The sequence below is a fragment of the Pseudomonas sp. KnCO4 genome, from assembly GCF_045344305.1.
Lineage (GTDB): Bacteria > Pseudomonadota > Gammaproteobacteria > Pseudomonadales > Pseudomonadaceae > Aquipseudomonas > Aquipseudomonas anuradhapurensis.
In genome coordinates this window covers 3,566,621-3,589,865 of the sequence record NZ_CP174199.1, presented here as the reverse complement: position 1 = coordinate 3,589,865, position 23,245 = coordinate 3,566,621, and the positions used below count along the sequence as shown (strand labels likewise).

General features: G+C 63.5%; 23 protein-coding genes. 6 read left to right on the top strand and 17 right to left on the bottom strand.

What is annotated here, in order from left to right:
* Positions 1-22 precede the first annotated feature (22 nt).
* A complete protein-coding gene (locus tag ACJA3S_RS16820) occupies positions 23-2,086 on the bottom strand; it encodes a TonB-dependent receptor family protein (RefSeq protein WP_406819353.1) in 2,064 nt (687 codons plus the stop codon).
* A gap of 219 nt (positions 2,087-2,305) precedes the next feature.
* Between ACJA3S_RS16820 and ACJA3S_RS16815 the strand changes: the two genes are divergently transcribed.
* The 3 genes from ACJA3S_RS16815 to ACJA3S_RS16805 are packed head-to-tail and all read left to right on the top strand — an operon-like array spanning position 2,306 to position 3,266.
* Positions 2,306-2,554 (top strand): helix-turn-helix transcriptional regulator, encoded by a 249-nt coding sequence (locus ACJA3S_RS16815; RefSeq protein ID WP_170030758.1) that lies wholly within the window; start codon positions 2,306-2,308, stop codon positions 2,552-2,554.
* A 9-nt stretch (positions 2,555-2,563) separates the two neighbouring features.
* A complete protein-coding gene (locus ACJA3S_RS16810) occupies positions 2,564-2,911 on the top strand; it encodes a head completion/stabilization protein (RefSeq protein WP_406819352.1) in 348 nt (115 codons plus the stop codon).
* Positions 2,904-3,266 (top strand): hypothetical protein, encoded by a 363-nt coding sequence (locus ACJA3S_RS16805; protein ID WP_170030754.1) that lies wholly within the window; start codon positions 2,904-2,906, stop codon positions 3,264-3,266. Before ACJA3S_RS16810 ends, ACJA3S_RS16805 begins: the two co-directional genes overlap by 8 nt.
* On the opposite strand, the gene ACJA3S_RS16800 is transcribed toward ACJA3S_RS16805, so the two are convergent.
* Positions 3,263-3,643, bottom strand: coding sequence for a helix-turn-helix domain-containing protein (locus tag ACJA3S_RS16800; protein WP_406819351.1), 381 nt, complete (start codon positions 3,641-3,643; stop codon positions 3,263-3,265). The two genes, ACJA3S_RS16805 and ACJA3S_RS16800, sit on opposite strands and share 4 nt — an antisense overlap.
* A gap of 200 nt (positions 3,644-3,843) precedes the next feature.
* Between ACJA3S_RS16800 and ACJA3S_RS16795 the strand changes: the two genes are divergently transcribed.
* Complete coding sequence (locus tag ACJA3S_RS16795; RefSeq protein ID WP_406819350.1) at positions 3,844-4,107, top strand: ogr/Delta-like zinc finger family protein; 264 nt, start codon at positions 3,844-3,846, stop codon at positions 4,105-4,107.
* A gap of 94 nt (positions 4,108-4,201) precedes the next feature.
* Here the strand turns inward: ACJA3S_RS16795 and nuoN are convergent, their stop codons facing one another.
* The 14 genes from nuoN to ACJA3S_RS16725 all read right to left on the bottom strand — a co-directional run bounded on the left by nuoN (position 4,202) and on the right by ACJA3S_RS16725 (position 20,205).
* The gene (gene nuoN, locus ACJA3S_RS16790; RefSeq protein ID WP_170030748.1) at positions 4,202-5,671 is read right to left on the bottom strand and encodes an NADH-quinone oxidoreductase subunit NuoN; all 1,470 of its coding nucleotides are present in this window, start codon (positions 5,669-5,671) and stop codon (positions 4,202-4,204) included.
* Positions 5,672-5,678: 7 nt separating this feature from the next.
* The gene (gene nuoM / locus ACJA3S_RS16785; protein ID WP_170030746.1) at positions 5,679-7,211 is read right to left on the bottom strand and encodes an NADH-quinone oxidoreductase subunit M; all 1,533 of its coding nucleotides are present in this window, start codon (positions 7,209-7,211) and stop codon (positions 5,679-5,681) included.
* Positions 7,212-7,251: 40 nt separating this feature from the next.
* A complete protein-coding gene (nuoL, locus tag ACJA3S_RS16780; RefSeq protein WP_289133343.1) occupies positions 7,252-9,105 on the bottom strand; it encodes an NADH-quinone oxidoreductase subunit L in 1,854 nt (617 codons plus the stop codon).
* The gene (gene nuoK, locus ACJA3S_RS16775) at positions 9,102-9,410 is read right to left on the bottom strand and encodes an NADH-quinone oxidoreductase subunit NuoK (RefSeq protein ID WP_008096201.1); all 309 of its coding nucleotides are present in this window, start codon (positions 9,408-9,410) and stop codon (positions 9,102-9,104) included. Before nuoK ends, nuoL begins: the two co-directional genes overlap by 4 nt.
* A 3-nt stretch (positions 9,411-9,413) precedes the next feature.
* Positions 9,414-9,914 (bottom strand): NADH-quinone oxidoreductase subunit J, encoded by a 501-nt coding sequence (gene nuoJ / locus ACJA3S_RS16770; RefSeq protein ID WP_170030742.1) that lies wholly within the window; start codon positions 9,912-9,914, stop codon positions 9,414-9,416.
* A gap of 10 nt (positions 9,915-9,924) precedes the next feature.
* Positions 9,925-10,473 (bottom strand): NADH-quinone oxidoreductase subunit NuoI, encoded by a 549-nt coding sequence (gene nuoI, locus ACJA3S_RS16765; RefSeq protein ID WP_016488223.1) that lies wholly within the window; start codon positions 10,471-10,473, stop codon positions 9,925-9,927.
* An 11-nt stretch (positions 10,474-10,484) separates the two neighbouring features.
* Positions 10,485-11,492: an NADH-quinone oxidoreductase subunit NuoH gene (gene nuoH, locus ACJA3S_RS16760; RefSeq protein WP_186674746.1), complete on the bottom strand. Its 1,008-nt coding sequence runs from the start codon at positions 11,490-11,492 to the stop codon at positions 10,485-10,487.
* Positions 11,489-14,203: an NADH-quinone oxidoreductase subunit NuoG gene (gene nuoG / locus ACJA3S_RS16755; protein ID WP_406819349.1), complete on the bottom strand. Its 2,715-nt coding sequence runs from the start codon at positions 14,201-14,203 to the stop codon at positions 11,489-11,491. Before nuoG ends, nuoH begins: the two co-directional genes overlap by 4 nt.
* A gap of 134 nt (positions 14,204-14,337) precedes the next feature.
* Positions 14,338-15,702, bottom strand: a complete 1,365-nt coding sequence (gene nuoF / locus ACJA3S_RS16750; protein ID WP_406819348.1) for an NADH-quinone oxidoreductase subunit NuoF — start codon at positions 15,700-15,702, stop codon at positions 14,338-14,340.
* Entirely contained in the window at positions 15,699-16,196 is a 498-nt protein-coding gene (gene nuoE / locus ACJA3S_RS16745) for an NADH-quinone oxidoreductase subunit NuoE (protein WP_003251433.1), read from the bottom strand. Before nuoE ends, nuoF begins: the two co-directional genes overlap by 4 nt.
* Positions 16,197-16,198: 2 nt before the next feature.
* Positions 16,199-17,980, bottom strand: coding sequence for an NADH-quinone oxidoreductase subunit C/D (nuoC, locus tag ACJA3S_RS16740; RefSeq protein ID WP_406819347.1), 1,782 nt, complete (start codon positions 17,978-17,980; stop codon positions 16,199-16,201).
* A 78-nt stretch (positions 17,981-18,058) separates the two neighbouring features.
* Positions 18,059-18,736, bottom strand: a complete 678-nt coding sequence (locus tag ACJA3S_RS16735; protein ID WP_003251429.1) for an NADH-quinone oxidoreductase subunit B family protein — start codon at positions 18,734-18,736, stop codon at positions 18,059-18,061.
* Positions 18,737-18,745: 9 nt separating this feature from the next.
* Positions 18,746-19,159, bottom strand: a complete 414-nt coding sequence (locus tag ACJA3S_RS16730) for an NADH-quinone oxidoreductase subunit A (RefSeq protein ID WP_003251427.1) — start codon at positions 19,157-19,159, stop codon at positions 18,746-18,748.
* Positions 19,160-19,542: 383 nt separating this feature from the next.
* On the bottom strand, positions 19,543-20,205 hold the full coding sequence (locus ACJA3S_RS16725) for a lysoplasmalogenase (RefSeq protein ID WP_406819346.1): 663 nt from the start codon (positions 20,203-20,205) through the stop codon (positions 19,543-19,545).
* Positions 20,206-20,690: 485 nt separating this feature from the next.
* Between ACJA3S_RS16725 and ACJA3S_RS16720 the strand changes: the two genes are divergently transcribed.
* Positions 20,691-20,933, top strand: a complete 243-nt coding sequence (locus ACJA3S_RS16720) for a hypothetical protein (protein WP_406819345.1) — start codon at positions 20,691-20,693, stop codon at positions 20,931-20,933.
* A gap of 156 nt (positions 20,934-21,089) precedes the next feature.
* Complete coding sequence (locus ACJA3S_RS16715) at positions 21,090-21,353, top strand: DUF3077 domain-containing protein (RefSeq protein WP_406819344.1); 264 nt, start codon at positions 21,090-21,092, stop codon at positions 21,351-21,353.
* Positions 21,354-21,572: 219 nt separating this feature from the next.
* On the opposite strand, the gene aceA is transcribed toward ACJA3S_RS16715, so the two are convergent.
* Complete coding sequence (gene aceA, locus ACJA3S_RS16710) at positions 21,573-22,898, bottom strand: isocitrate lyase (RefSeq protein ID WP_170030726.1); 1,326 nt, start codon at positions 22,896-22,898, stop codon at positions 21,573-21,575.
* Between the last annotated feature and the right edge of the window lie 347 nt (positions 22,899-23,245).

The following is a 23,245-nucleotide window of genomic DNA, read 5'->3' as shown; positions in this document are numbered from 1 at the left end:
AGGCCGCTCCTACAACGGCGCTTCAGCGGAAGCTGTAGGAAACCCCGGCATACACTGCAAACCCTTCGCCCGGTGTCGAGCGGGCAGCATCCTTGCCTGCATCGTTGTAGCCGGGAGTCACCGTTGCCGCATAGCGTTGGTTGGTCAGGTTGCGCAGGTCTAGCCAGGTCTGCCAGTCCTGTTTCGGTGAATTCCAGCCAAGGCGCGTGCCGAGCAACGCATAGGCGTCGGCGTGGAAGCTGTTGGCGTAGTCCACCTGCACCTTCGACGCCATTTGCGTATTCACCCCCGCGTAGAAGCCACTTGGCCAGTCATAGCGCAGCTCGGCCTGATAGTAGTGCATCGGGATGCCGGGCAGGCGGTTGTCGCCGAACTGGTCGTCGTCGCGGTAGTGGAAGTCACTGAACGTGTAGGCCTGGCGCAAGCTGAGCCTGCCAGTCCCGGCGCGTTCCCACAGCGTGCTGTCGAGGCCGGCTTCCAGCCCCTGGTGCACGGTGGCACTGGCGTTGAACTCCTTGGCCGGGGCGCCTTGCATGATTTCCACGGCGAGCAGTTCATGGCGGACCTGCGCGTAGTACCAGGCCAGGTCCCAATGGCCTATTGCCGCATCGCCGCGCGCACCCAGTTCCAGGGTGGTGGCGGTCTGGTTCTGCATTTCGATCGGCTGGTTGGCTGTCGGCGCGCTCCAGATCAGGGCCCAGGGATGCGGCGGTTCGACCGAGCGGCTCAGGTTGCCGTACACCTGCAGGTCCGGGCGGATGTCGTAGCGCAGCCCCAGGCGTGGGGCGTAGTCCCAGTCATGCTGGCTCACTTTGCCACCCCCGGCAGGGTGGTAGGTGACATCACTTTCGCGACGGGTATAGATCATCGCCAGGCCGCTGGTCAACCACAGGTCCGGGACCAGCTCCAGGTCGTTGCCGAAATGCACCACGGTGTCCGAACCCTGGTAGGTGAAGTCTCGGCTGCGTGCACCGAACACATCGCCAGTGCGCGCGAACTGCGAGGCGCCGCTGTTGGGCAGGTGCTTGGTGGTGCGCCAGCCAACGGTAGTCTTGCTGTCATGGCCGAACAGTGTGTCGCGGCGGAAGTAATTCAGGGTGCCGCTGACATCGGTGTAGGCCACCTTCAGGCGCATCGGGCCTTCGCGCAGGTCCATCGGGTAGTCGTGGTAGACCAGGCCGGCTTCCAGGCGTGCATCGTCGTCGAGGTAGAAGGTGGTCTTGTTGCCCAGCCAGGTGCTGCCCGGTTGGGGGCGGCTGTCATCGCGGGCCAGGTAGTTCGGGTTTGCAGCGCGCGGGTGGTGCTTGATCTGCTCCTTGGTCAGGCGCCCGGGCAGTTGGTTCTCGGTTTCCCGGTAGCGCAGGTAGAAGCGGGTTTCCAGGTCAGGGTTGAAACGGTAGCCAACGTTGGCGGTAACGCCCTTCGCACTGCCGCTGCTGTGCGCCTGGTAGCCGTCATATTCGGAATCGGTCAGGGCCAGGTAATAGTCGAGATTGCCCAGTACCTGGCCCGAACTGACCTGGCGGTGCTGGTAGCCACGGCTGCCGACTTCGTAGCGCACCTGCAGTGGCGCGGCGTCGTAGCCGGTGTGGGTGATGTAGTTGAGCGCTCCGCCCAGGGCCAGCGCGCCGTGGTCGAAGCCATTGGCGCCGCGCAGCACTTCGGCACGGCTCAGCCACAGCGGCTCGAACAGTTCGTAGGGGGTACCGCCCGGGCCGGTCAGGGGCAGGCCGTCGAACATCGTGTACACCCCGGAGCCATGGGCCCCTGGGGCGCGGTTGATGCCCGAGCCGCGGATCGACAACTTGATGCCATCGTTGCCCGCCGATTGGGCGAATACCCCCGGCTGGTAGGCCAGCACGTCCTGGTTGCTGGCGAGCCGGCCCTGTCCGGCCCGCTGCATGTCCACCAGGTTACTGGCCCCTGGCACCTCGCGCAGGCGTTCGCTGGCTGCGCTCAGGTCATTCTGCTCCTCGTCAGTGATCAGCACCTGGTCCAGTTCGACCGAGGAGGCTGCCGCAGGCTGGTTGGCAGCCAAGGCAGCCAGCAGGCCGAGGCAGGACGATAGGGGCAAAACGCAACGCATGGTACGACTCCAGGTGACAGGGCAAATGACAACGGCGTTGAGACGAGCGAAATCACCCTTGGAGCACTAAGAAACGCGGCAAATTTGCCACAGGTTTCGTCAGGTGGTTTGTACGAAAGTTCGCTACAAGCCGCAGTGGTGGAGCCGTACGGCAGGCGCTTCGTAAGGTGGCCGCAGACCGGCAACGATGCCTCTCTCAATCACCTGCGGAGTTCAACCATGAATGACCACGCACGACATTCGCAGCACCCCCTGGCGGACGCCCCGGTTCGCCTGACGCCACGTGAACAGCAAGTCCTGTTGTGGTGCGCCTACGGCAAGAGTTCCTGGGAAATCGGCCAGATCCTGGCGTGCAAGGAATCGACGGTGAACTTCCACGTGTCGAACATCCTGCGCAAGTTCGATGTGCCCACGCGGGTGGCAGCAGTGATCAAGGCCATTCGCTACGGCATGTTGGCCGGGCAGTGAGGGGCGACCATGGGCAGCGATTCTCTGTTTCCACGTTTTGCCGACAGCCATGACCCGTTCTGGCCCCGCATAGACCTCGGCAGGCTGCGCGAGCGGCTGCTGCTGCAGGCGTCGGTCAGCGAAACCGCGCTGGAAGTGGCCGCCCGCTGTGCGGTCATCGACGCGGCACGCGAGTTCGCCCATTGGCGAGCGGTGCTGCGCAGGCGAGGTTACAAGCGCCTCGAGGACGTCGCCAGGCATGACCAGGGGCGCGCATTGCGGGTGTGCTACTTGCGCTTTATCGAGGCTGCGGTCCGCTACAACCTGGGATCGACGGCGTGCTTGCCCACTGTATGTCGAGGGCGCAACCATGCCTGAAGCCGAGTTGTTCGACACGCCGTGCGCCGCGCTTGTGGCATTGCTGGAAATGGATGGCGATGTGCTGTTCGCAGCACTGCTCGGCGCACTGCTGGTGAGCGCGGCGCGTGACCGCTTGATCACCAATACCGCCAGGCGCCTGAAACTGGGGCAGAAGCTGCTGCTGGTGTTCGTCACCGTCGGGGTGGGCCATTTGTTCGAGCCGCTGGTGTCGTCATTGACGCCCTTGTTGACACGTGGCATGGCGGCATTCGTGGCTGCGGTGGTGGTGATCCCGATCAGCCTCAAGGTCATGGTCTGGCTGGATACACTAGACCCGCGCGAGCTCATCCAGCGCTGGCGGAACCGGGGCTAGCCGGTGGCGGATCCGGCCAGCGCATTCAATTGCTGTTCCAGTTGCTGGATGCGTTGCTTGTCCTTGATCAGCAGCAGGATGGCCTGGCGATCAGCTGGCGCTAGCGTGCGCAGCCGCGTGAGCATGTCGTGCTCCCAGTCGGCGTCATCCAAGGCTGAGGTGATGGGGGCGGCTTCGCCCAGCAGCAGCCAGTCCAGCGAGCAACCATGTTGCCGGGCCAGGTCTACGCACAGCGAATAGGGAATGCTGTCGCGCACCTTCCAGCTGCTCAGGGTTTGCGGGCTGATCGACAGCTTGCGCGACAGCTCGGCATCGGTCTTGGCGCCGGTCAGAAGCTTGAGGCGGGTGAGCACTGCAGCAAGTACATGAGTACTCATAACAGATATCCATGACTGGTTTAATGATATTCCATGGGCTTAAACTACTCGTTATGAATACAGCCCTGCGTTTTAAGGAGCATTTCTGCAATGAGAAACATCGAACTGAAGAATAATTTCAAGTTTGCAGCCAATACTGACACAGCTGAACGATTATTCTTAGAGAGCCTGGCGTCGAAACATGCTTGCAGGTACTTGCCGTGAGTACTTACAAGCTGGTTTGCCCGCATTGCCACAGCCGGATGCGCATACGCACCAGCGAAGGGCGCCATATTTTCCTGCGCATTGCCTATTTGCAATGCACAACCGAGGCGTGCGGCTGGTCAGTGCGTGCCGAATTCGAAATGACCCATGAGCTCTCACCCAGCGGGATGCCCAACCCGGAAGTTTACCTGCCTTCGGCCAACGGTGAGTTGCGCAGGGCGGCATTGCCGACGGCAACCCAGGGAGGCGCTGATGAATGAGCTGCCACTGGACGCGATGAAACCACCTGCAGCGAAAACAAGGCAGATAAAAAAACACCCCGCATAAGCGGGGTGTCTTGTTTTACCGGGGCGATCAGCCGATCAGTTGCAGGCCCGCCTGCTGGACCATTTCCAGCAGCGGTTGCGGGTACACGCCAAGCACGAAGGCGAGAATGGCGATGGCCAGCAGCATCACGCCACCAGTGCGCTGTTCCCACTTCAGCGGGGCGTCGTGGCGACGCAGGTTCGGCTCGACCAGGTACAGGGTGACCATGACGCGCAGGTAGTAGTAGACGCCGATGGCGCTACCGATCACCAACGCACCGACCAGCCACCACAGGTGCGACTCGACGCCGGTGGCGATGATGTAGAACTTGCCGATGAAGCCTGCGGTCAGCGGGATACCGGCCAGCGACAGCATCATCACGGTGAGCACCGCCGTCAGGTACGGGCGGCGCCAGAACAGGCCGCGGTACTCGTACAGCGCATCGGCGTCACGGCCGCCGTAGGGCGACGACATCAGGGTGATGACACCGAATGCGCCGAGGCTGGTGATCACGTAGGTGACCAGGTACACGCCCATGGCTTCCAGGGCCAGGCCCTTGCTGGCAACCAGGGCGATGACCAGGTAGCCGAAGTGGGCGATGGACGAGTAACCGAGCAGGCGCTTGAGGTTGCTCTGGGTCAGTGCCAGCAGGTTACCGATCAGGATCGAAGCCACGGCAATCACCGCCAGCACGGTGCTCAGCACGCCGCTGCTGGCAGCAGGGGAGAGCATGAACAGGCGTACCACCACGGCGAACACCGCTACCTTGCTGGCGGTGGCCAGGAACGCGGCGACTGGCGCCGGGGCGCCTTCGTAGACGTCCGGGGTCCACAGGTGGAACGGTACCAGCGACAGCTTGAAGGCCAGGCCGACCAGCATCATGGCCAGGCCCAGCTGGGCCAGCAGGCTTGGCATGCTGGTGGCAGCCAGGGCCTTGCCGATCTGGTCGAAGCTCAGGCTGCCGGCGTCGGCGTACAGCAGGGCCATGCCGAACAGCAGGAACGCCGAGCCGGCAGCCGACAGCACCATGTACTTGATGCCGGCCTCGAGCGAGCGCTTGTTGAAGAAGGCATACGCCACCAGGCCGTAGACCGGTACCGACAGCAGCTCCAGGCCGATGAACAGCCCGGCCAGGTGGTTGGCGCTGACCAGCACCAGGCCGCCGAGGGCCGACATCAGCAGCAGCAGGTAGAGTTCTTCACGGTTGCCCGGGAAGCCCTTGGAGCCTTCGCCGAGGTAGGCGTGGGCGAGGGTGACGCAAGCCAGCGTCGCCACCAGCATGATCGCCATGTACAGGCAGGCGAACTTGTCGATGGTCACCAGCGAGGTGACCGCCAGCGGCGCGACCTTCAGCGCCGGCAGGATCGACAGCAGGGCCAGGTTGAGGCCCACGGTGGACAGCAGGAAGGTCTGCGAGTGGTTGCGCTTCCAGGCGATCGCCAGCATCACCACCACCGTGGTGATGGTGGTGATCAGCATCGGCGCCAATGCGATGAAGTGTTGAGTGGTGAATTCCATAGCGCTCTTACCGGGCCGAAGCGAGTTGAGTGAAAGCGGAACCGAGCCACTGCTGCACACCACTCATGGTGGCGGCAGAGGTGTCGAGGAACGGCTGCGGATACACGCCCAGCAGGATCAGCAGTACAGCCAGACCCAGGACCATGATCAGCTCGCGACCGTCCATGCCGGCCAGCACGCTGTCGGCCTTGGCCGGGCCGAAGTAGGCGCGGTGGATCATGATCAGCGAGTACACCGAACCGAACACCAGGCCAGTGGTGGCGATCACGGTGATCCACGGCACGCTGGCGAAGCTGCCGATCAGGATCAGGAACTCGCCGACGAAGTTGCCGGTGCCGGGCAGGCCCAGGGAGGCGGCGGCGAAGAACAGGCTGATGGCCGGCAGGTAGGCGATGCGGTGCCACAGGCCGCCCATTTCGCGCATGTCACGGGTGTGCAGGCGCTCGTACAGCTGGCCGGCCAGGATGAACAGCGCGGCAGCCGACAGGCCGTGGGCCAGCATCTGGATTACCGCGCCTTGCAGGGCCTGCTGGCTGCCGGAGTAGATACCGATCAGCACGAAGCCCATGTGCGAGACGCTGGAGAAGGCCACCAGGCGCTTGATGTCGGTTTGCGCGAAGGCCAGGAAGGCACCGTAGAAGATACCGATCAGGCCCAGGGTCATGGCGATTGGCGCGAACTCGGCCGAGGCATTCGGGAACAGCGGCAGGGCGAAGCGCAGCAGGCCGTAGGCCGCGGTCTTCAGCAAGATACCGGCGAGGTCCACCGAACCTGCGGTCGGCGCCTGGGCGTGGGCGTCAGGCAGCCAGGAGTGGAACGGCACCACCGGCAGTTTCACCGCGAAGGCGATGAAGAAGCCCAGCATCAGCAGGTACTCGGTACCGGCTGGCAGTTCGGCTTTCAGCAGGTCGCTGTAGTTGAAGGTGATCACCCCGGTGTTGGTGTAGTTGACCAGCACCAGGCCAAGGATCGCCACCAGCATGATCAGGCCGCTGGCCTGGGTGAAGATGAAGAACTTGGTCGCCGCGTAGATCCGGGTCTTCTTGCCGTCTGCCGAGCTGTGACCCCAGAGCGCGATGAGGAAGTACATCGGCACCAGCATCATTTCCCAGAAGAAGAAGAACAGGAACAGGTCCAGGGCCAGGAACACACCGACCACGCCGCCGAGGATCCACATCAGGTTGAGGTGGAAGAAGCCGACGTGGCGCTGGATTTCTTTCCAGGAGCACAGTACCGACAGCACACCGAGCAGGCCGGTGAGCAGGATCATCAGCAGCGACAGGCCGTCGAGGGCCAGGTGGATGCTGATGCCGAAGCGCTGGATCCACTGGACTTTGTATTCCAGGGCCCAGGCCGGCTCGGCGCCCGGAGCAGGGGCGAGGGTGTAGTCGCCGTTGGCCCACAGCCACAGGCCGATGCCGAGCAGCAGGGACATGGTCAGCAGCGCGATCCAGCGTGGCAGGGTGGCGCCGAAGCGCTCACCCAGCCAGCACAGGAAGCCGCCGATGAAGGGGATCAGGATCAGCCAAGGCAAAATCATGACGGGTTGGTTTCCTTTGGCAAAGTCGCAAGATTCATAGTCATACCGCAGCCACTACCACGGCACCGAGCACCAGCACGGCACCCACGGCGATAGAGGCGGTGTACCAGCGCAGCTGGCCAGTCTCGGTCTTGCTCATGGCAACGTGGCCGCCACGCGCCATCCGAGGAATCAGGCCGATGGTGCGGTCAACCGGGTCCTTGCGCAGGATATGGCTGATCAGCAGGTACGGTTTGACGAAGAGCTTGTCGTAGATCCAGTCGAAGCCCCAGGCAGCGAACCACCAGGCCGACAGGACACGGCCGATGCCACTGTTGGCCACGGCGCTGACGAAGCGGCGCTTGCCCAGGAACAGCAGGGCCGACAGCAGGATACCGGCGATGGCGATGGCACCCGAGGTGATCTCCAGCGCGTGCTTGGCTTCGCCACCGGCGTGGCCGGCGCTTTCCGGCAGCACGCCTGCCAGCGGCGGGGTGATCCAGGCGCCGACGAAGGTCGACAGCACGATCAGCACGCCCAGCGGCAGCCAGTGGCTGATGCCGTGGCCCGCGTGGGCTTCGGTCTTGGCTTCGCCGTGGAAGGCGATGAAGATCAGGCGGAAGGTGTACAGCGAGGTCATGAACGCGCCGACCAGGCCGGCATACAGCAGGCCGGTATTGCCACTGGCGAAGGCTTCCCAGAGGATCTCGTCCTTGGAGTAGAAGCCCACGGTGACGATCGGCAGGGCGGCCAGGGCAGCGCCACCGACCACGAAGCTGGCGTAGGCCAGCGGCAGTTTCTTCCACAGGCCGCCCATCTTGAAGATATCCTGCTCGTGGTGGCAGGCAACGATCACCGCACCGGAAGCCAGGAACAGCAGGGCCTTGAAGAACGCGTGGGTCATCAGGTGGAAGATCGCCGCGTCCCAGGCACCCACGCCCAGGGCGAGGAACATGTAGCCGATCTGGCTCATGGTCGAGTAGGCGAGGATACGCTTGATGTCGGTCTGCACCAGCGCGGCGAAGCCGGCCAGTACCAGGGTCACGCCACCGACCACGCCGACCAGGTGCAGGATGTCCGGGGCCAGCAGGAACAGGCCGTTGGTACGGGCGATCAGGTACACGCCCGCGGTCACCATGGTTGCCGCGTGGATCAGTGCCGAGACCGGAGTCGGGCCGGCCATCGCGTCGGCCAGCCAGGTCTGCAGGGGCAGCTGCGCCGATTTACCGACCGCACCACCCAGCAGCATCAGCGTGGCCAGGACCATCCAGGTGTCGCCAGCCTGGAACTTCTGCGGTGCCAGCACCAGCAGCTGCTGCACGTTCAGGGTACCCAGCTGGGCGAACAGGATGAACAGGCCGATGGCCATGAACACGTCGCCGATGCGGGTGACGATGAACGCCTTGAGTGCCGCGTTACCGTTGTTGCGGTTGCTGTAGTAGAAACCGATCAACAGGTACGAGCACAGGCCCACGCCTTCCCAGCCGAAGTAGATGAACAGCAGGTTATCGCCCAGCACCAGGAACAGCATGCTGGCGATGAACAGGTTGGTGTACGAGAAGAAGCGCGAGTAACCGGCTTCGCCACGCATGTACCAGGACGCGAACAGGTGGATCAGGAAGCCGACACCGGTGACCACGCCGAGCATGGTCACCGACAGGCCGTCCAGGTACAGGGTGAAGCTCGGCGCGAAGCCGTCCACCGACATCCACTGCCACAGCAGCTGGCTGTACGCGCCGCCTTCCGGCGGGGCGACGTTGAATTGCCAGATGACGTAGGCAGCCACGGCGGCCGACAGGCCCACCGAGCCGACGCCGATCAGGGCCGACAGGTTCTCCGAGAAGCGCCCGCGCGAGAACGACAGCAGCAGGAAGCCGAGGAGGGGGAAGACGAAAGTCAGGAAGAGAAGGTTCATCCGCGCATCTCACTGGCAGCATCGATGTCGAGAGTGTGGAAGCGGCGATACAGCTGCAGCAGGATGGCCAGGCCAATACTGGCCTCGGCGGCTGCCAGGCTGATCACCAGAATGAACATCACCTGGCCGTCGGGCTGGACCCAACGGGCACCGGCGACGATGAACGCCAGCGCAGAGGCGTTCATCATGACTTCCAGGCTCATGAGCACGAAGAGGATGTTGCGGCGGACCATCAGGCCAACCAGACCTAAGCAGAACAGGATGCCGGCGACCGCCAGACCATGCTCGAGAGGGATAGCACCCATGATTTACTCCTTCGCCTCGTTGCGGCCCAGGTGGAAGGCGGTGACGGCTGCCGCCAGCAGCAGCATCGACGCCAGTTCGACCACCAGCAGGTACGGGCCGAACAGGCTGATGCCCACGGCTTTCGGGCCCACGGTGGTACCGCTGATGGCGGCGCCGCTCGGGGCGACGAACAGCACGTACAGCAGCTCCAGCAGCAGCAGGGCGGCGAGGATCACCGGCCCGGCCCAGATGCCGGGCTTGAGCCAGCCGCGTTCCTGGGCGACCGAAGCCGGCCCGAGGTTGAGCATCATCACCACGAACACGAACAGCACCATGATGGCGCCGGCGTAGGCGATCACTTCCAGGGCGCCGGCGAACGGCGCACCCAGGGCGAAGAAGATCATGGCCACGGAAATCAGCGAAATGATCAGGTAAAGCAAGGCGTGCACGGGGTTGGTACCGGTCACCACCCGAAGGGTGGAGAGCACGGCGATCCCGGATGCGAAGTAGAAAGCGAATTCCATCTTTCTGTCCTTATGGGAGCAAGCTCTTCACGTTGATCGGCTCGGCTTCGTTCTGCGCAGCGCCTTTCGGCTTGCCAGCGATCGCCATACCCGCAACACGGTAGAAGTTGTAGTCAGGGTTCTTGCCGGGGCCGGAGATCAGCAGATCTTCTTTCTCGTACACCAGGTCCTGACGCTTGAACTCGGCCATTTCGAAATCCGGAGTCAGCTGGATCGCGGTGGTCGGGCACGCTTCTTCACACAGGCCGCAGAAGATGCAGCGCGAGAAGTTGATGCGGAAGAACTCCGGGTACCAGCGGCCGTCCTCGGTCTCGGCCTTCTGCAGCGAGATGCAGCCGACCGGGCAGGCCACCGCGCAGAGGTTGCACGCCACGCAGCGCTCCTCGCCATCGGGGTCGCGGGTGAGGACGATGCGGCCGCGGTAGCGCGGCGGCAGGTACACGGGTTCTTCGGGGTACTGCAGGGTATCGCGCTTGCGGAACCCGTGGGAGAACACCATGGCCAGGCTGCGCAGCTGGGTGCCGGTGCCCTTAACGATGTCGCCGATATACTTGAACATGGGTCAAATCCTCACTGGGCCGCGACGGCTGGCGCGTTGTAGAGCACGAGCGCAGCGGTCACCAGCAAATTGATCAGGGTCAGCGGCAGGCAGAACTTCCAGCTGAAGTCCATCACCTGGTCATAGCGTGGGCGCGGGATCGAGGCGCGCAGCAGGATGAACAGCATGATGAAGAACGCGGTCTTCAGCGCGAACCACAGGAACGACAGCTGCGGCAGGATGCCGAACGGGCCGTGCCAGCCGCCGAAGAACAGGGTCACCAGCAGCGCCGAGATGAGGATGATGCCGATGTACTCACCGACGAAGAACATGCCCCATTTCATGCCGGCATACTCGATGTGGTAGCCGTCGGCCAGTTCCTGTTCCGCTTCCGGCTGGTCGAACGGGTGACGGTGAGTCACGGCGACGCCAGCGATGAAGAAGGTGCAGAAGCCGAAGAACTGCGGAATGATGAACCACAGGTTCTGTGCCTGGTAGTCGACGATGTCGCGCATGTTGAACGAGCCCACCTGCACCACCACGCCCATCAGCGCCAGGCCCAGGAACACTTCGTACGACACGGTCTGGGCCGAGGCGCGCAAGCTGCCCAGCAGGGCGTACTTGTTGTTCGACGACCAGCCGGCGAACAGCACCGCGTACACCGACAGGCCGGCCATGGCGAAGAAGAACAGCAGGCCGATGTTCAGGTCGGCGACGCCCCAGGTCGGGGTGATCGGGATGACCACGAAGGCGATCAGCAGGGCGCTCATGGCCACCACCGGTGCCAGGGTGAAGATCACGCGGTCGACGAAGGGTGGGTTCCAGTCTTCCTTGAAGAACATCTTCAGCATGTCGGCAGCGATCTGGAACATGCCGAACGGGCCGACGCGGTTCGGACCATAACGGTCCTGCCACCAGCCCAGCAGGCGACGCTCGACGAAGCTGAGCAGCGCACCGCAGACCACCACCGCCAGCAGGACCACGATGGCCCGCAGCACGGAGAGGATCACATCGATCACTTCGGGGGTGAACCAGCTCATTGTGCTGCCTCCTGCAGACCTTCGACGGATGCACCGAAGATGGCCGGCGGAATGCCGGCCAGGCCTTTCGGCAATGCGACCAGGCCAGCGCCCAGCTGTTCATTGATGCGCAGCGGCAGGCGCAGCGCCACACCGCCGACCGTCAGGCTCAGCAGGGCGCCGTCGTTGACACCCAGGCGGTCGGCTTCGGACTTGGCCAGGGCCACGTAGGCAGCCGGGATGCGCTCTTGCACCGGGGCGGCGCGCGAGGAGCTTTCTTCGCTGCCGAACAGGTGGAAGAACGGCACGGCGGTCCAGGTGCCACGGGCCGGGTTGAAGGCCCCCGGAATGCGGGTGAACCAGTTCAGGCGGTCGCCTTGCGATTCGATCAGGCGCACGCCCGGGTCACCGGCGCGCAGGTGGCCACCGACCTCGTCCTGGAACTTGTTCCAGGCCTGCGGCGAGTTCCAGCCCGGCGACCAGGCGAACGGCACCTGCTGGCGCGGTTCGGCGGAGCCCGAGTAGCCTTCCATGGAGAAGGCGAACGCGGTGTCCTTGTCCTGCGGGGTACGTGGCTCGTGCACGCTGATGTTGGCGCGCATGGCGGTACGGCCGGAATAGCGCAGCGGTTCGCGCGCCAGCTTCAGGCCCTTGATGCGGAACGCGGCAGACGGCGCGGCGTTGACGATGCCGGCCAGTTGCGGGGCGGCTTCGGCGCAGGCGCTGGTGACGTGGTCGAGCTGGGTCCAGTCGACCGGCTTGTTCAGCAGGGTGGCGCGCAGGGCGTGCATCCAGCGCCAGCCTTCGTGAACCAGGATGCTGCTGTCCAGGTACTGCGGGTCGAACACCTGGAAGAAGCGCTGGGCACGGCCTTCCTGGCTGACCAGGGTACCGTCGCCTTCGGCGAACGAGGCAGCCGGCAGCACCAGGTGCGCGCGGTCGACAGTTGCGGTTTTCGAGTGGTCGGCAACGATCACCACCTTGGCCGCGGCCAGGGCTGCGTCGACCTTGGCGGCCGGCACGCGGGCGTACAGGTCGTTTTCCAGCACCACGATGGCGTCGGCCTTGCCGCTGATGACGGCATCCAGCGCAGCGTCGACGGACTCGCCACCGAGCATGGCCATGCCCAGGCTGTTGGCTTCAGGCACCACCAGGCTCAGCGAACCGTTCTTCTCACGCAGCTTCAGGGCCTTGGCGATGTTGGCGGCGGCTTCGATCAGCGCCGGGTCGGCCAGCGAGGTACCGGCGACTACCAGTGGGCGCTGGGCAGCGACCAGGGCGTCGGCGATGCGCTGGGCCAGTGCTTGCGCTTCGGCGTCCAGGCCGGCAACGGCAGGCGCGCTCGGGTCGATGGCGTGGGCCACGGCGAAACCGATGCGGGCCAGGTCGGCCGGGGCGGCGTGCACGCATTCTTCGGCGACGTCGTCCAGCTTGGTTTCCGCCAGCGAAGCGATGAACAGCGGGTACAGCGCGTGCTGGCCGATGTTCTTCACCGCCGCGTCGAGCCACGGCTGCACCTTCATCGCTTCGGCCATGGCCTCGGCCTTGCCCTTGGTGGCCTGGCGCACGGCCAGGGCGACGCGGGCAGCGGTCTGGGTCAGGTCTTCGCCGAGCACGAACACGGCGTCGTGGTCTTCGATGTCGCGCAGGGTAGGCACCGGCAGCGGGCTGTTGTTCAGCACGTCGAGGGCCAGGCGGACGCGGGCCAGCTCGCCGGCTTCCATACCCGAGTAGAAGTACTCGGCGCCAACCAGCTCACGCAGGCCGTAGTTGCTTTCCAGGCTGGCGCGCGGCGAGCCGATACCGACGATGGTACGCCCGCGCAGCAGGTCGGCGGCCTTGTCCAGGGCAGCGTCCAGGCTCAGCTTGGTGCCGTCGGCCAGTTGCGGCTGGCGTGGGCGATCCTTGCGGTTGACGTAGCCGTAGCCGAAGCGGCCACGGTCGCACAGGAAGTACTGGTTGACCGAACCGTTGAAGCGGTTTTCCACCCGGCGCAGTTCGCCGTAGCGCTCGCCCGGGCTGATGTTGCAGCCGCTGGAGCAGCCGTGGCAGATGCTCGGGGCGAACTGCATGTCCCACTTGCGGTTGTAGCGCTCGGAGTGGGTCTTGTCGGTGAACACGCCGGTCGGGCAGACCTCGGTCAGGTTGCCGGAGAATTCGCTTTCCAGCACGCCGTCTTCGACGCGGCCGAAGTACACGTTGTCGTGGGCGCCGTATACGCCCAGGTCGGTACCACCGGCATAGTCCTTGTAGTAGCGCACGCAGCGGTAGCAGGCGATGCAGCGGTTCATCTCATGGGCGATGAACGGGCCGAGGTCCTGGTTCTGGTGGGTACGCTTGGTGAAACGGTAGCGGCGCTCGTTGTGGCCGGTCATTACCGTCATGTCCTGCAGGTGGCAGTGACCGCCTTCCTCGCACACCGGGCAGTCGTGCGGGTGGTTGGTCATCAGCCACTCGACGACGCTGGCGCGGAACGCCTTGGACTCTTCATCGTCGATGGAGATCCAGGTGCCGTCGGAGGCAGGGGTCATGCAGGACATGACGATACGACCACGGGTGTCGTTCTCGTCGGTGTACTGCTTGACCGCGCATTGCCGGCAGGCGCCAACGCTACCGAGCGCCGGGTGCCAGCAGAAATAAGGGATGTCGAGGCCGAGCGACAGACAGGCCTGTAACAGGTTGTCTGCACCGTTGACTTCGAGCGCTTTGCCGTCTACGTGGATAGTGGCCATTGTTCAAAGTTCTTCGTTGGCCCGCGTGAGCGGGCGTGGCTAATGGAAATCGGTGAGCTTGCGACACGCCACGAATGAATCGGGCCTGTCGGCAAGCTGGCGGGTGGCACGGACCACCCGCCGCAATCATCTTGTTATGCGCCGACCACGATCGGCTTCGCCAAATTGGGGCGCAGGGTGTCACCAGCAGATGCTGGCGCGACCCCGGCCTCGAACTCGGAGCGGAAGTATTTGATGGCACTGCCCAACGGCTCGACGGCACCCGGTGCGTGAGCACAGAAGGTGCGGCCTGGGCCGAGGAAGTTGACCAGGCCCAGCAGCGTCTCGATGTCTTCGGCGCGGCCCTGGCCTTTTTCCAGCGCGCGCAGCATCTTCACGCTCCACGGCAGGCCGTCACGGCAGGGCGTGCACCAGCCGCACGACTCGCGGGCGAAGAACTCTTCCATGTTGCGCAGCAGCGAAACCATGTTGATGCTGTCGTCCACCGCCATTGCCAGGCCGGTACCCATGCGGGTGCCGACCTTGGCGATGCCACCGGCGTACATCTGCGCGTCGAGGTGCTCGGGCAGCAGGAAGCCGGTACCGGCACCGCCTGGCTGCCAGCACTTGAGCTTGAAACCGTCGCGCATGCCGCCGGCGTAGTCTTCGAACAGCTCGCGGGCGGTGACGCCGAACGGCAGTTCCCACAGGCCCGGGTTCTTCACCTTGCCGGAGAAGCCCATCAGCTTGGTGCCGTGGTCTTCGCTGCCTTCGCGGGCCAGCGACTTGTACCAGTCGTTGCCGTTGGCGACGATGGCCGGCACGTTGCACAGGGTTTCGACGTTGTTGACGCAGGTCGGCTTGCCCCACACGCCCACGGCGGCAGGGAAGGGCGGCTTCGAGCGCGGGTTGGCGCGGCGGCCTTCCAGCGAGTTGATCAGCGCGGTTTCTTCACCGCAGATGTAGCGGCCGGCACCGGTGTGCACGAACAGCTCGAAATCGAAGCCGCTGCCGAGGATGTTCTTGCCCAGCAGGCCGGCGGCCTTGGCTTCCTCGATGGCGCGGTTGAGGTGCTTGGCGGCGGTGGTGTATTCGCCGCGCAGGAAGATGTAGCCACGGTAAGCCTTCAGGGCGCGGGCGCTGATCAGCATGCCCTCGACCAGCAGATGGGGCTGTTGCTCCATCAGCATGCGGTCCTTCCAGGTGTTCGGCTCCATTTCGTCCGCGTTGCACAGCAGGTAGCGGATGTTCATGGATTCGTCTTTGGGCATCAGGCCCCACTTCACCCCAGTGGGGAAGCCTGCACCACCACGGCCCTTGAGGCCGGAGTCCTTGACGCTCTGCACGATGTCGTCGGCCGACATCTGCGCCAGCGCCTTGCGCGCCGCGGCGTAGCCGTTCTTCGACTCGTACTCGGCCAGCCAGACCGGCTCGCCGTCGTCACGCAGGCGCCAGGTCAGTGGGTGGGTTTCGGCCGTGCGCGCGATGCGGTTGGCCGGGCCGAAGGAAGTAATGGTCATACGTAACCCTCCAGCAGTTTGGAAACGCCAGCCGGCTGCACGTCACCGAAGGTGTCGTCGTCGATCATCAGCGCCGGGGCCTTGTCGCAGTTGCCCAGGCAGCACACCGGCAGCAGGGTGAAGCGACCGTCGGCGGTGGTTTGGCCGAGGCCGATGCCCAGCTCGCTCTGGATCTGGCTGACCACCGACTCATGGCCGCCGATGTAGCAGACCATGCTGTCGCACACGCGGATGATGTGGCGGCCGACCGGCTGACGGAAGATCTGGCTGTAGAAGGTGGCCACACCCTCGACGTCGCTGGCCGGGATGCCCAGTACTTCGCCGATGGCGTGGATGGCACCGTCCGGTACCCAGCCACGCTCCTTCTGGACGATCTTCAGGGCTTCGATGGACGCCGCGCGCGGGTCCTCGTAGTGATGCATTTCGTGCTCGATGGCCGAGCGCTCGGTTTCGCTCAGGGCGAAACGGTCTGTCTGGATAAGCGTGCTGTTCATGCTTAGCGGTCCACGTCAGCCATAACGAAGTCGATACTGCCCAGGTACGCAATGAGGTCGGCGACCATGCTGCCTTTGATCACCGAAGGGATCTGCTGCAGGTGCGGGTAGCTCGGGGTACGGATCCGGGTGCGGTAGCTCATGGTGCCGCCATCGCTCGTCAGGTAGTAACTGTTGATGCCCTTGGTCGCCTCGATCATCTGGAACGACTCGTTGGCCGGCATGACCGGGCCCCACGAGACTTGCAGGAAGTGCGTGATGAGGGTCTCGATGTGCTGCAGGGTGCGCTCTTTCGGCGGCGGCGTGGTCAGCGGGTGGTCCGCCTTGTACGGGCCTTCCGGCATGTTGCGCAGGCACTGGTCGATGATGCGGATACTCTGGCGCATCTCCTCGACGCGGACCATGCAGCGATCGTAGGCATCGCCGTTGTGGGCCAGCGGTACTTCGAACTCGAAGTTCTCGTAGCCGGAGTAGGGGCGGGCTTTACGCAGGTCGAAGTTGCAGCCGGTGGCACGCAGGCCGGCACCGGTAGTACCCCAGGCCAGGGCTTCCTTGGTGTTGTACGCGGCAACGCCGATGGTACGGCCCTTGAGGATGCTGTTCTGCAGGGCAGCCTTTTCGTACTCGTCGAGGCGTTTCGGCAGCCATTCGACGAAGTCCTTGACCAGCTTGTCCCAGCCGCGCGGCAGGTCGTGGGCGACGCCACCGATGCGGTACCAGGCCGGGTGCAGGCGGAAACCGGTGATCGCCTCGATCACGGTGTAGGCGCGCTGGCGGTCGGTGAAGGTGAAGAACACCGGGGTCATGGCGCCGACGTCCTGGATATAGGTACCCAGGAACAGCAGGTGGCTGGTGATACGGAAGAACTCGGCCAGCATCACGCGGATGGTGTCGACCTTCTGTGGCACCTTGATGCCGGCCAGCTTCTCGACCGCGAGCACGTACGGCAGGTTGTTCATCACCCCGCCGAGGTAGTCGATACGGTCGGTGTAGGGGATGAAGCTGTGCCAGGACTGGCGCTCGGCCATTTTCTCGGCGCCACGGTGGTGGTAGCCGATGTCCGGTACGCAGTCGACGATTTCTTCACCGTCCAGCTGCAGGACGATACGGAAGGCACCGTGCGCCGAAGGGTGGTTGGGGCCGAGGTTGAGGAACATGTAGTCCTCGTTGGCGCCCTGGCGCTTCATGCCCCAGGCTTCCGGGTTGAAGCGTGCCGATTCCTCTTCAAGCTGCTGCTTGGCCAGGGTCAGGCTGTAGGGATCGAACTCGGTGGCGCGGGCCGGGTAGTCCTTGCGCAGCGGGTGGCCTTCCCAGGTGGGCGGCATCATGATGCGGCTGAGGTGCGGGTGGCCGGCAAAGTCGATGCCGAACATGTCCCAGACTTCGCGCTCGTACCAGTTGGCGTTCGGCCAGATACCGGTCACGGTCGGCAGGTTCAGGTCGCCTTCGCTGAGCGCCACCTTGATCATCACATCGCTGTTACGCTCGATCGACAACAGGTGGTAGAACACGCTGAAGTCGGCGGCTGGCAGGCCGCGGCGCTGGGTACGCAGGCGTTCGTCGACGCCATGCAGGTCGTACAGCATGCTGTACGGCTTGGCCACGCCGCGCAGGAAGCTGAGCACTTCCTTGAGCTGCTCGCGCTTGACCCACAGCACGGGCATGCCGGTGCGGGTTTCCTGGGCGACGAATGCTTCGGCGCCAAAACGGTTGTGCAGTTCGACGACCACATCCTGGTCGTCTGCCTTGTAGGGCGGAATGAAAATAGCGTTGTCCGCTGTCATGGTCTCGGTCGCTTTGGGTCAACGTTAAGAATGAAGCCAGGCCGCCGGCTCCAGGGGAGCGGGCGGCAGGTCGCTGGATCAGACTTCGTCGGGGCTGCGCAGGTTGGTTACGGCGATGCGCTGCTCACGACGCAGGTCCTTCTGGGCTGGCATCTCGGCACGGTAGATGCCTTGATCACCAACAACCCAGGAAAGCGGGCGTCGTTCTTGGCCGATCGACTCCTGCAGCAGCATCAAGCCTTGCAGGAAAGCCTCAGGGCGCGGCGGGCAGCCGGGCACATAGACGTCCACGGGGAGGAACTTGTCGACCCCCTGAACGACCGAGTAGATGTCGTACATGCCACCGGAGTTGGCACACGAACCCATGGAAATGACCCATTTCGGCTCGAGCATCTGCTCGTACAGGCGCTGGATGATCGGCGCCATTTTGACGAAACAGGTACCGGCGATGACCATGAAGTCGGCCTGACGCGGCGAGGCCCGGATGACTTCGGCGCCGAAGCGGGCGATGTCGTGGGGAGCCGTGAAGGCCGTGGTCATTTCCACGTAGCAGCAGGACAGGCCGAAGTTGTACGGCCAGAGGGAGTTCTTGCGACCCCAGTTGACCGCGCCACGCAGTACATCTTCGAGCTTGCCCATGAAGATGTTCTTGTGGACCTGGTCCTCCAGCAGTTGATCGGTGACGGTTTCCCGTTCACCGACCGGGTACTGCTCGTTGGGCGCATCCGGATCGATTCTGGTGAGATTGTATTGCATGCCAAAGCCTCATTGTTTCAGCTTCGCTTGCCGCTTGCGGCGACCTTCGGGAGCCCAATCAAGTGCCCCGACGCGCCAAAGGTAGACAAGACCTGCCAACAGAATTGCTATGAAAACGAGTGCTTCGACGAATCCGGTCCAGCCGCTTTCGCGGACGGACACAGACCATGCAAAGAGAAAGAGGGCTTCGATATCGAAGATCACGAACAGCATCGCGACCAGATAGAATTTGGCGGACAGGCGCAGGCGGGCGCTGCCGACGGGCAGCATGCCGGATTCGAAGGGTTCGTTCTTGGCGCGGCCCCAGGCCTTGCTACCGAGCAGGCTGGACAGGCCGAGCATGAAGGCGCACAGGCCGACGACACCCAGGAGGAAGATGGCAAAGCCCCAGTTGTGGGCGATGAGTCCTGCCGAATCGGACATGCTAGAAATCCTTATACAGAGACCCAGCTCTGCAGTCTGAAATAAGTGTAGAGCGGCGACCTGGTGTCGCACGTGCAGTGACCAAATGTCGCAGCTGAATCAATCGGGCTGATTTTATGGGTAAACCCGGTGCAAGTAAAATTTCTGTCGCAAATTTATTCGTAGGATTAAGTACAAAACCCGCGCGTAACCGGCTGAAAGCCTTGAGGTTAGGGCATTGCATGCGGTTTTGTTAATTATGTTTCTTGCCGCTGGTAACGAAGGACAAACTTCGTAATGATAATTGATATCATTTGAACTGATCCCTGGTAATTCGGCTGTTCTGGACCTTGAAAAGTTCATCTGGCGGTTGCCCCTACTTGCAAACGCGAAAAACGCCTGTTCTAGCAACTTCCGACACCGCTCGCACCGCTCTGGGTCAATACTTTACCGATTGGCCGATGACTGGCCGATGAAGCGATTGCCCACTGGCCGAGCCAGTAGGTGAGGATGATCAGGTACGGTGCGGCAGCGAACGGGCTGACGAAGCGGTCGATGCCGATCAGGCTGTCGGAGCAGACGAACAGGCCGGCGCCTAGTGCGGCGAGTCCACCGCCGGCCAGAGCGCGCCAGAGCATGGCGCTGATGGCCAGGGCGTAGGCCGACACCGGAAGCAGCAGCGGCCCAAGGCCCTGCCTGGCAAGCACGGCGAACAAGGTGAGGCCGGTGATTGTACTCAGCAGCAGTGCGGGCCAGGCTGGGCGCAAGGTTCTGCTGCAGTAGGCGCGCAGATAGGCCAGGTGGGCACAGAGGAAGGCGGCCAGGCCGAACACGAACAGGTCGCTGGGTATCGCCAGCAGGATGTCGCCGAGCACCGACAGCGCCAGGCCGAGGGTGATCCAGTGGCGATAAGGTGTGGCCGGTGCGCTGCGCAGCCAGGCGATCAGCACCAATACCGGAACGGGCTTGGCCAGCAGGGCGAGCAGGGTGTTGTCGCTGGCCAGTGCATATATATAGAGGGCAGCGGTGGTCAGGGCGAGCAGGGTCAGGGAGCTTTGGCGGGGCATGGGCGGTCCTTGCTGCGATGCTGCCTCAAGCATAGACCTGATCCTGGGTTTTGCTTTGGCCTGTACCGGCCCTTTCGCGGGCATGCCCGCTCCCACAGGATCACCTCAGTCTTCAACAATTGCGCAGTACTTGTGGGAGCGGGCGCGCCCGCGAAGAGGCCGGCGCAGGCGCTGCCGAATTTCCGCATAAAGCAGATTTGTCCCCTTCCATGTAGGCCATTTCCCAAACATACTCCTGCCGCGCATTTTCCGTTGCCGCCGCTCTGGCAGCGCTCTAGTCTCGGCATGTCGTTGCTCATCAACGATACAGCTTTGACAGGCTGTGACGGTAAATAGTGTGCGGCTCGCCTTTATGGCGGCTGTACGTGCGGGCACGCTTGCGTGCGCCGGAACTTAGCTATTTCCGCCGGTCTGTCAACCCACGTACAGCTGCCACCCTTCTGTTTGACAGCAGGCAGGTGCCCGGCCATAGAAGGTAAATAGCTATGCTGAAAGTTGTCCCCGATCCACCCCATAACCCCCATTCCCTCGAAGACACCCTGATCCAGGCCACCGACTATGCACTGTGCGCGGCGACCGTGGTGCATCAGGCCTTGTTGCTGCAGCCCAAATCCCCGGCGTCCATCCTGATGATGACCTCGATGCATGAGCTGGAGGCGCTGCGGGCTTTGCTTGAGTCGGCATTGGTTCAGGCGCAGATGCACACAGAGCCTCGGACTTTGCACTAAGGCTCGTTTGATGTGTTGTCTGGGCGGGCCTCTTCGCGGGTAAACCCGCTCCCACAGGTTCATCACAAGCGCCAAGATTTGCACAGCACCTGTGGGAGCGGGTTTACCCGCGAAAGGGCCGGCCCAGGCAGTAGAGAATTTTCAGGGAATTGAACAATGACCACAGAAGACACCCAATTCACCGTCGGCAAAACCACCTTCTACCAAGGCGAAAACGGCACCCACCCGCTGTTCCGCATCGAGCCAGGCATTCCCTGCCGTGACGCCCGCGAGCAATCTTCGGAACTGATGGGCTATGTGCGCGAACTGACCATCACTGGCCTGATGGAAGAAAAGCCGATGATGATCTGGGCTGCCTACTACCTCAGTGCGATGGCCAAGGCGCTGATGGATGATGCCGAGCTGGGCATGAAGCACTGAGGTACCGCAGGACTGCACGATCACCCCTGTAGGCGGCCTTGTGTCGCGATAGGGCTGCGCAGCAGCCCCGGGATTTTGGCGCGGATGCACAAATTGCTGGGGCTGCTGCGCAGCCCTATCGCGACACAAGGCCGCTCAGGTTCCGTGTACTGCTGATGGGAAAAAGAAAGGCCCGAGGCTTTCACAAGCCCCGGGCCTTCCTTCAACCGCAACCCACTATCAGTGGAACTGCTCTTCCTCGGTCGAACCGGTCAGTGCAGTCACCGACGATGCCCCACCCTGGATAACGGTGGTCATGTCGTCGAAGTAGCCGGTGCCCACTTCCTGCTGGTGCGCCACGAAGGTGTAGCCTTTGCTGGCATCGGCGAATTCCTGCTCCTGCAGCTTCACGTAGGCGGTCATGTCGTTGCGGGCGTAGTCGTGCGCCAGGTTGAACATGCCGTGCCACATGTTGTGGATGCCGGCCAGGGTGATGAACTGGTGCTTGTAGCCCATTGCCGACAGCTCGCGCTGGAACTTGGCGATGGTCGCGTCGTCCAGGTTCTTCTTCCAGTTGAACGAAGGCGAGCAGTTGTACGACAGGATCTGGTCCGGGTATTCCTTCTTGATCGCTTCGGCGAAGCGGCGGGCTTCGTCCAGGTCCGGCTTGGCCGTTTCACACCAGATCAGGTCGGCGTACGGGGCGTAGGCCAGGCCGCGGGCGATGGCCTGGTCGAGGCCGGCGCGTACCTTGTAGAAGCCTTCGCGGGTGCGCTCGCCAACCACGAATGGCTGGTCGTACGGGTCGCAGTCGCTGGTCAGCAGGTCGGCGGCGTTGGCGTCGGTGCGGGCCAGGATGATCGTCGGTACACCCGACACGTCAGCGGCCAGGCGCGCGGCCACCAGCTTCTGCACGGCTTCCTGGGTTGGTACCAGTACCTTGCCACCCATGTGGCCGCATTTCTTCACCGAAGCCAGCTGGTCTTCGAAGTGCACGCCGGCAGCGCCTGCCTCGATCATGTTCTTCATCAGCTCGTAGGCGTTCAGCACGCCGCCGAAACCGGCTTCGGCGTCCGCCACGATTGGTGCGAAGTAATCGATGTAGCCGTCGTCGCCCGGGTTCTTGCCGGCTTTCCACTGGATCTGGTCGGCACGGCGGAAGGCGTTGTTGATGCGCTTGACCACGGTCGGCACCGAGTCGACCGGGTACAGCGACTGGTCAGGGTACATCGACTCGGCCGAGTTGTTGTCGGCGGCAACCTGCCAGCCCGACAGGTAGATGGCCTGGATACCAGCCTTGACCTGCTGCACTGCCTGGCCGCCGGTCAGGGCGCCCATGCAGTTGACGAAATCTTTTTCTGGGCGGAAGGACGGGTGGGCACCTTCGGTGACCAGCTTCCACAGTTTTTCTGCACCCAGGCGGGCCAGGGTGTGCTCCGGCTGCAGGGAGCCACGCAGGCGAACGACATCAGCGGCGGTGTAGGTACGGGTCACGCCTTTCCAGCGCGGGTTCTCGGCCCAGTCTTTCTCGAGGGCTGCAATTTGCTGTTCGCGTGTCAGTGCCATGGAAATAAACCTCGTCGCATCGATCTTGGGGTAATTGTGCTGATGCTCGGGGCCGATCAGGGAAGCTGGCGGCTGTCCTGTTCGTGGAAGTGCGGCGGCGAACGTGAAGGCTCGAAGGGGAAGGGGATGCAGGCCAGGCGCAAGGAACTCCGGCAGGTCGGCTCGTGGTTGCCTTGCTGCGGTGCTACGCGATTGCCAGTACTGCGGTGATGCGCTTCCGTCCCTCGGGACAACTTCTTCGTTGCAGTCGCAATCCCGTCGAACCGCCTTGTGGGCCGTATAGACACGAGGCGCCCCCAGGGGTGGGAGGAGCGCGCCTCGAAGGCCCTTGCCAGGGCCCCTGATTA

What these genes read in the sequence shown, in the direction of transcription:
- ACJA3S_RS16715 (WP_406819344.1), top strand. Translation starts at nt 21,090, where the DNA reads ATGACCACAGAAGACACCCAATTCACCGTCGGCAAAACCACCTTCTAC.
- ACJA3S_RS16810 (WP_406819352.1), top strand. Translation starts at nt 2,564, where the DNA reads ATGGGCAGCGATTCTCTGTTTCCACGTTTTGCCGACAGCCATGACCCG.
- nuoK (WP_008096201.1), bottom strand. Translation starts at nt 9,410, where the DNA reads ATGGGTGCTATCCCTCTCGAGCATGGTCTGGCGGTCGCCGGCATCCTG.
- ACJA3S_RS16735 (WP_003251429.1), bottom strand. Translation starts at nt 18,736, where the DNA reads ATGCAATACAATCTCACCAGAATCGATCCGGATGCGCCCAACGAGCAG.
- nuoN (WP_170030748.1), bottom strand. Translation starts at nt 5,671, where the DNA reads ATGGAATTCACCACTCAACACTTCATCGCATTGGCGCCGATGCTGATC.
- ACJA3S_RS16820 (WP_406819353.1), bottom strand. Translation starts at nt 2,086, where the DNA reads ATGCGTTGCGTTTTGCCCCTATCGTCCTGCCTCGGCCTGCTGGCTGCC.
- nuoE (WP_003251433.1), bottom strand. Translation starts at nt 16,196, where the DNA reads ATGAACAGCACGCTTATCCAGACAGACCGTTTCGCCCTGAGCGAAACC.
- nuoC (WP_406819347.1), bottom strand. Translation starts at nt 17,980, where the DNA reads ATGACAGCGGACAACGCTATTTTCATTCCGCCCTACAAGGCAGACGAC.
- nuoH (WP_186674746.1), bottom strand. Translation starts at nt 11,492, where the DNA reads ATGAGCTGGTTCACCCCCGAAGTGATCGATGTGATCCTCTCCGTGCTG.
- ACJA3S_RS16730 (WP_003251427.1), bottom strand. Translation starts at nt 19,159, where the DNA reads ATGTCCGATTCGGCAGGACTCATCGCCCACAACTGGGGCTTTGCCATC.
- aceA (WP_170030726.1), bottom strand. Translation starts at nt 22,898, where the DNA reads ATGGCACTGACACGCGAACAGCAAATTGCAGCCCTCGAGAAAGACTGG.
- ACJA3S_RS16800 (WP_406819351.1), bottom strand. Translation starts at nt 3,643, where the DNA reads ATGAGTACTCATGTACTTGCTGCAGTGCTCACCCGCCTCAAGCTTCTG.
- nuoJ (WP_170030742.1), bottom strand. Translation starts at nt 9,914, where the DNA reads ATGGAATTCGCTTTCTACTTCGCATCCGGGATCGCCGTGCTCTCCACC.
- ACJA3S_RS16815 (WP_170030758.1), top strand. Translation starts at nt 2,306, where the DNA reads ATGAATGACCACGCACGACATTCGCAGCACCCCCTGGCGGACGCCCCG.
- ACJA3S_RS16805 (WP_170030754.1), top strand. Translation starts at nt 2,904, where the DNA reads ATGCCTGAAGCCGAGTTGTTCGACACGCCGTGCGCCGCGCTTGTGGCA.
- nuoG (WP_406819349.1), bottom strand. Translation starts at nt 14,203, where the DNA reads ATGGCCACTATCCACGTAGACGGCAAAGCGCTCGAAGTCAACGGTGCA.
- nuoM (WP_170030746.1), bottom strand. Translation starts at nt 7,211, where the DNA reads ATGATTTTGCCTTGGCTGATCCTGATCCCCTTCATCGGCGGCTTCCTG.
- nuoF (WP_406819348.1), bottom strand. Translation starts at nt 15,702, where the DNA reads ATGACCATTACTTCCTTCGGCCCGGCCAACCGCATCGCGCGCACGGCC.
- nuoL (WP_289133343.1), bottom strand. Translation starts at nt 9,105, where the DNA reads ATGAACCTTCTCTTCCTGACTTTCGTCTTCCCCCTCCTCGGCTTCCTG.
- nuoI (WP_016488223.1), bottom strand. Translation starts at nt 10,473, where the DNA reads ATGTTCAAGTATATCGGCGACATCGTTAAGGGCACCGGCACCCAGCTG.
- ACJA3S_RS16720 (WP_406819345.1), top strand. Translation starts at nt 20,691, where the DNA reads ATGCTGAAAGTTGTCCCCGATCCACCCCATAACCCCCATTCCCTCGAA.
- ACJA3S_RS16725 (WP_406819346.1), bottom strand. Translation starts at nt 20,205, where the DNA reads ATGCCCCGCCAAAGCTCCCTGACCCTGCTCGCCCTGACCACCGCTGCC.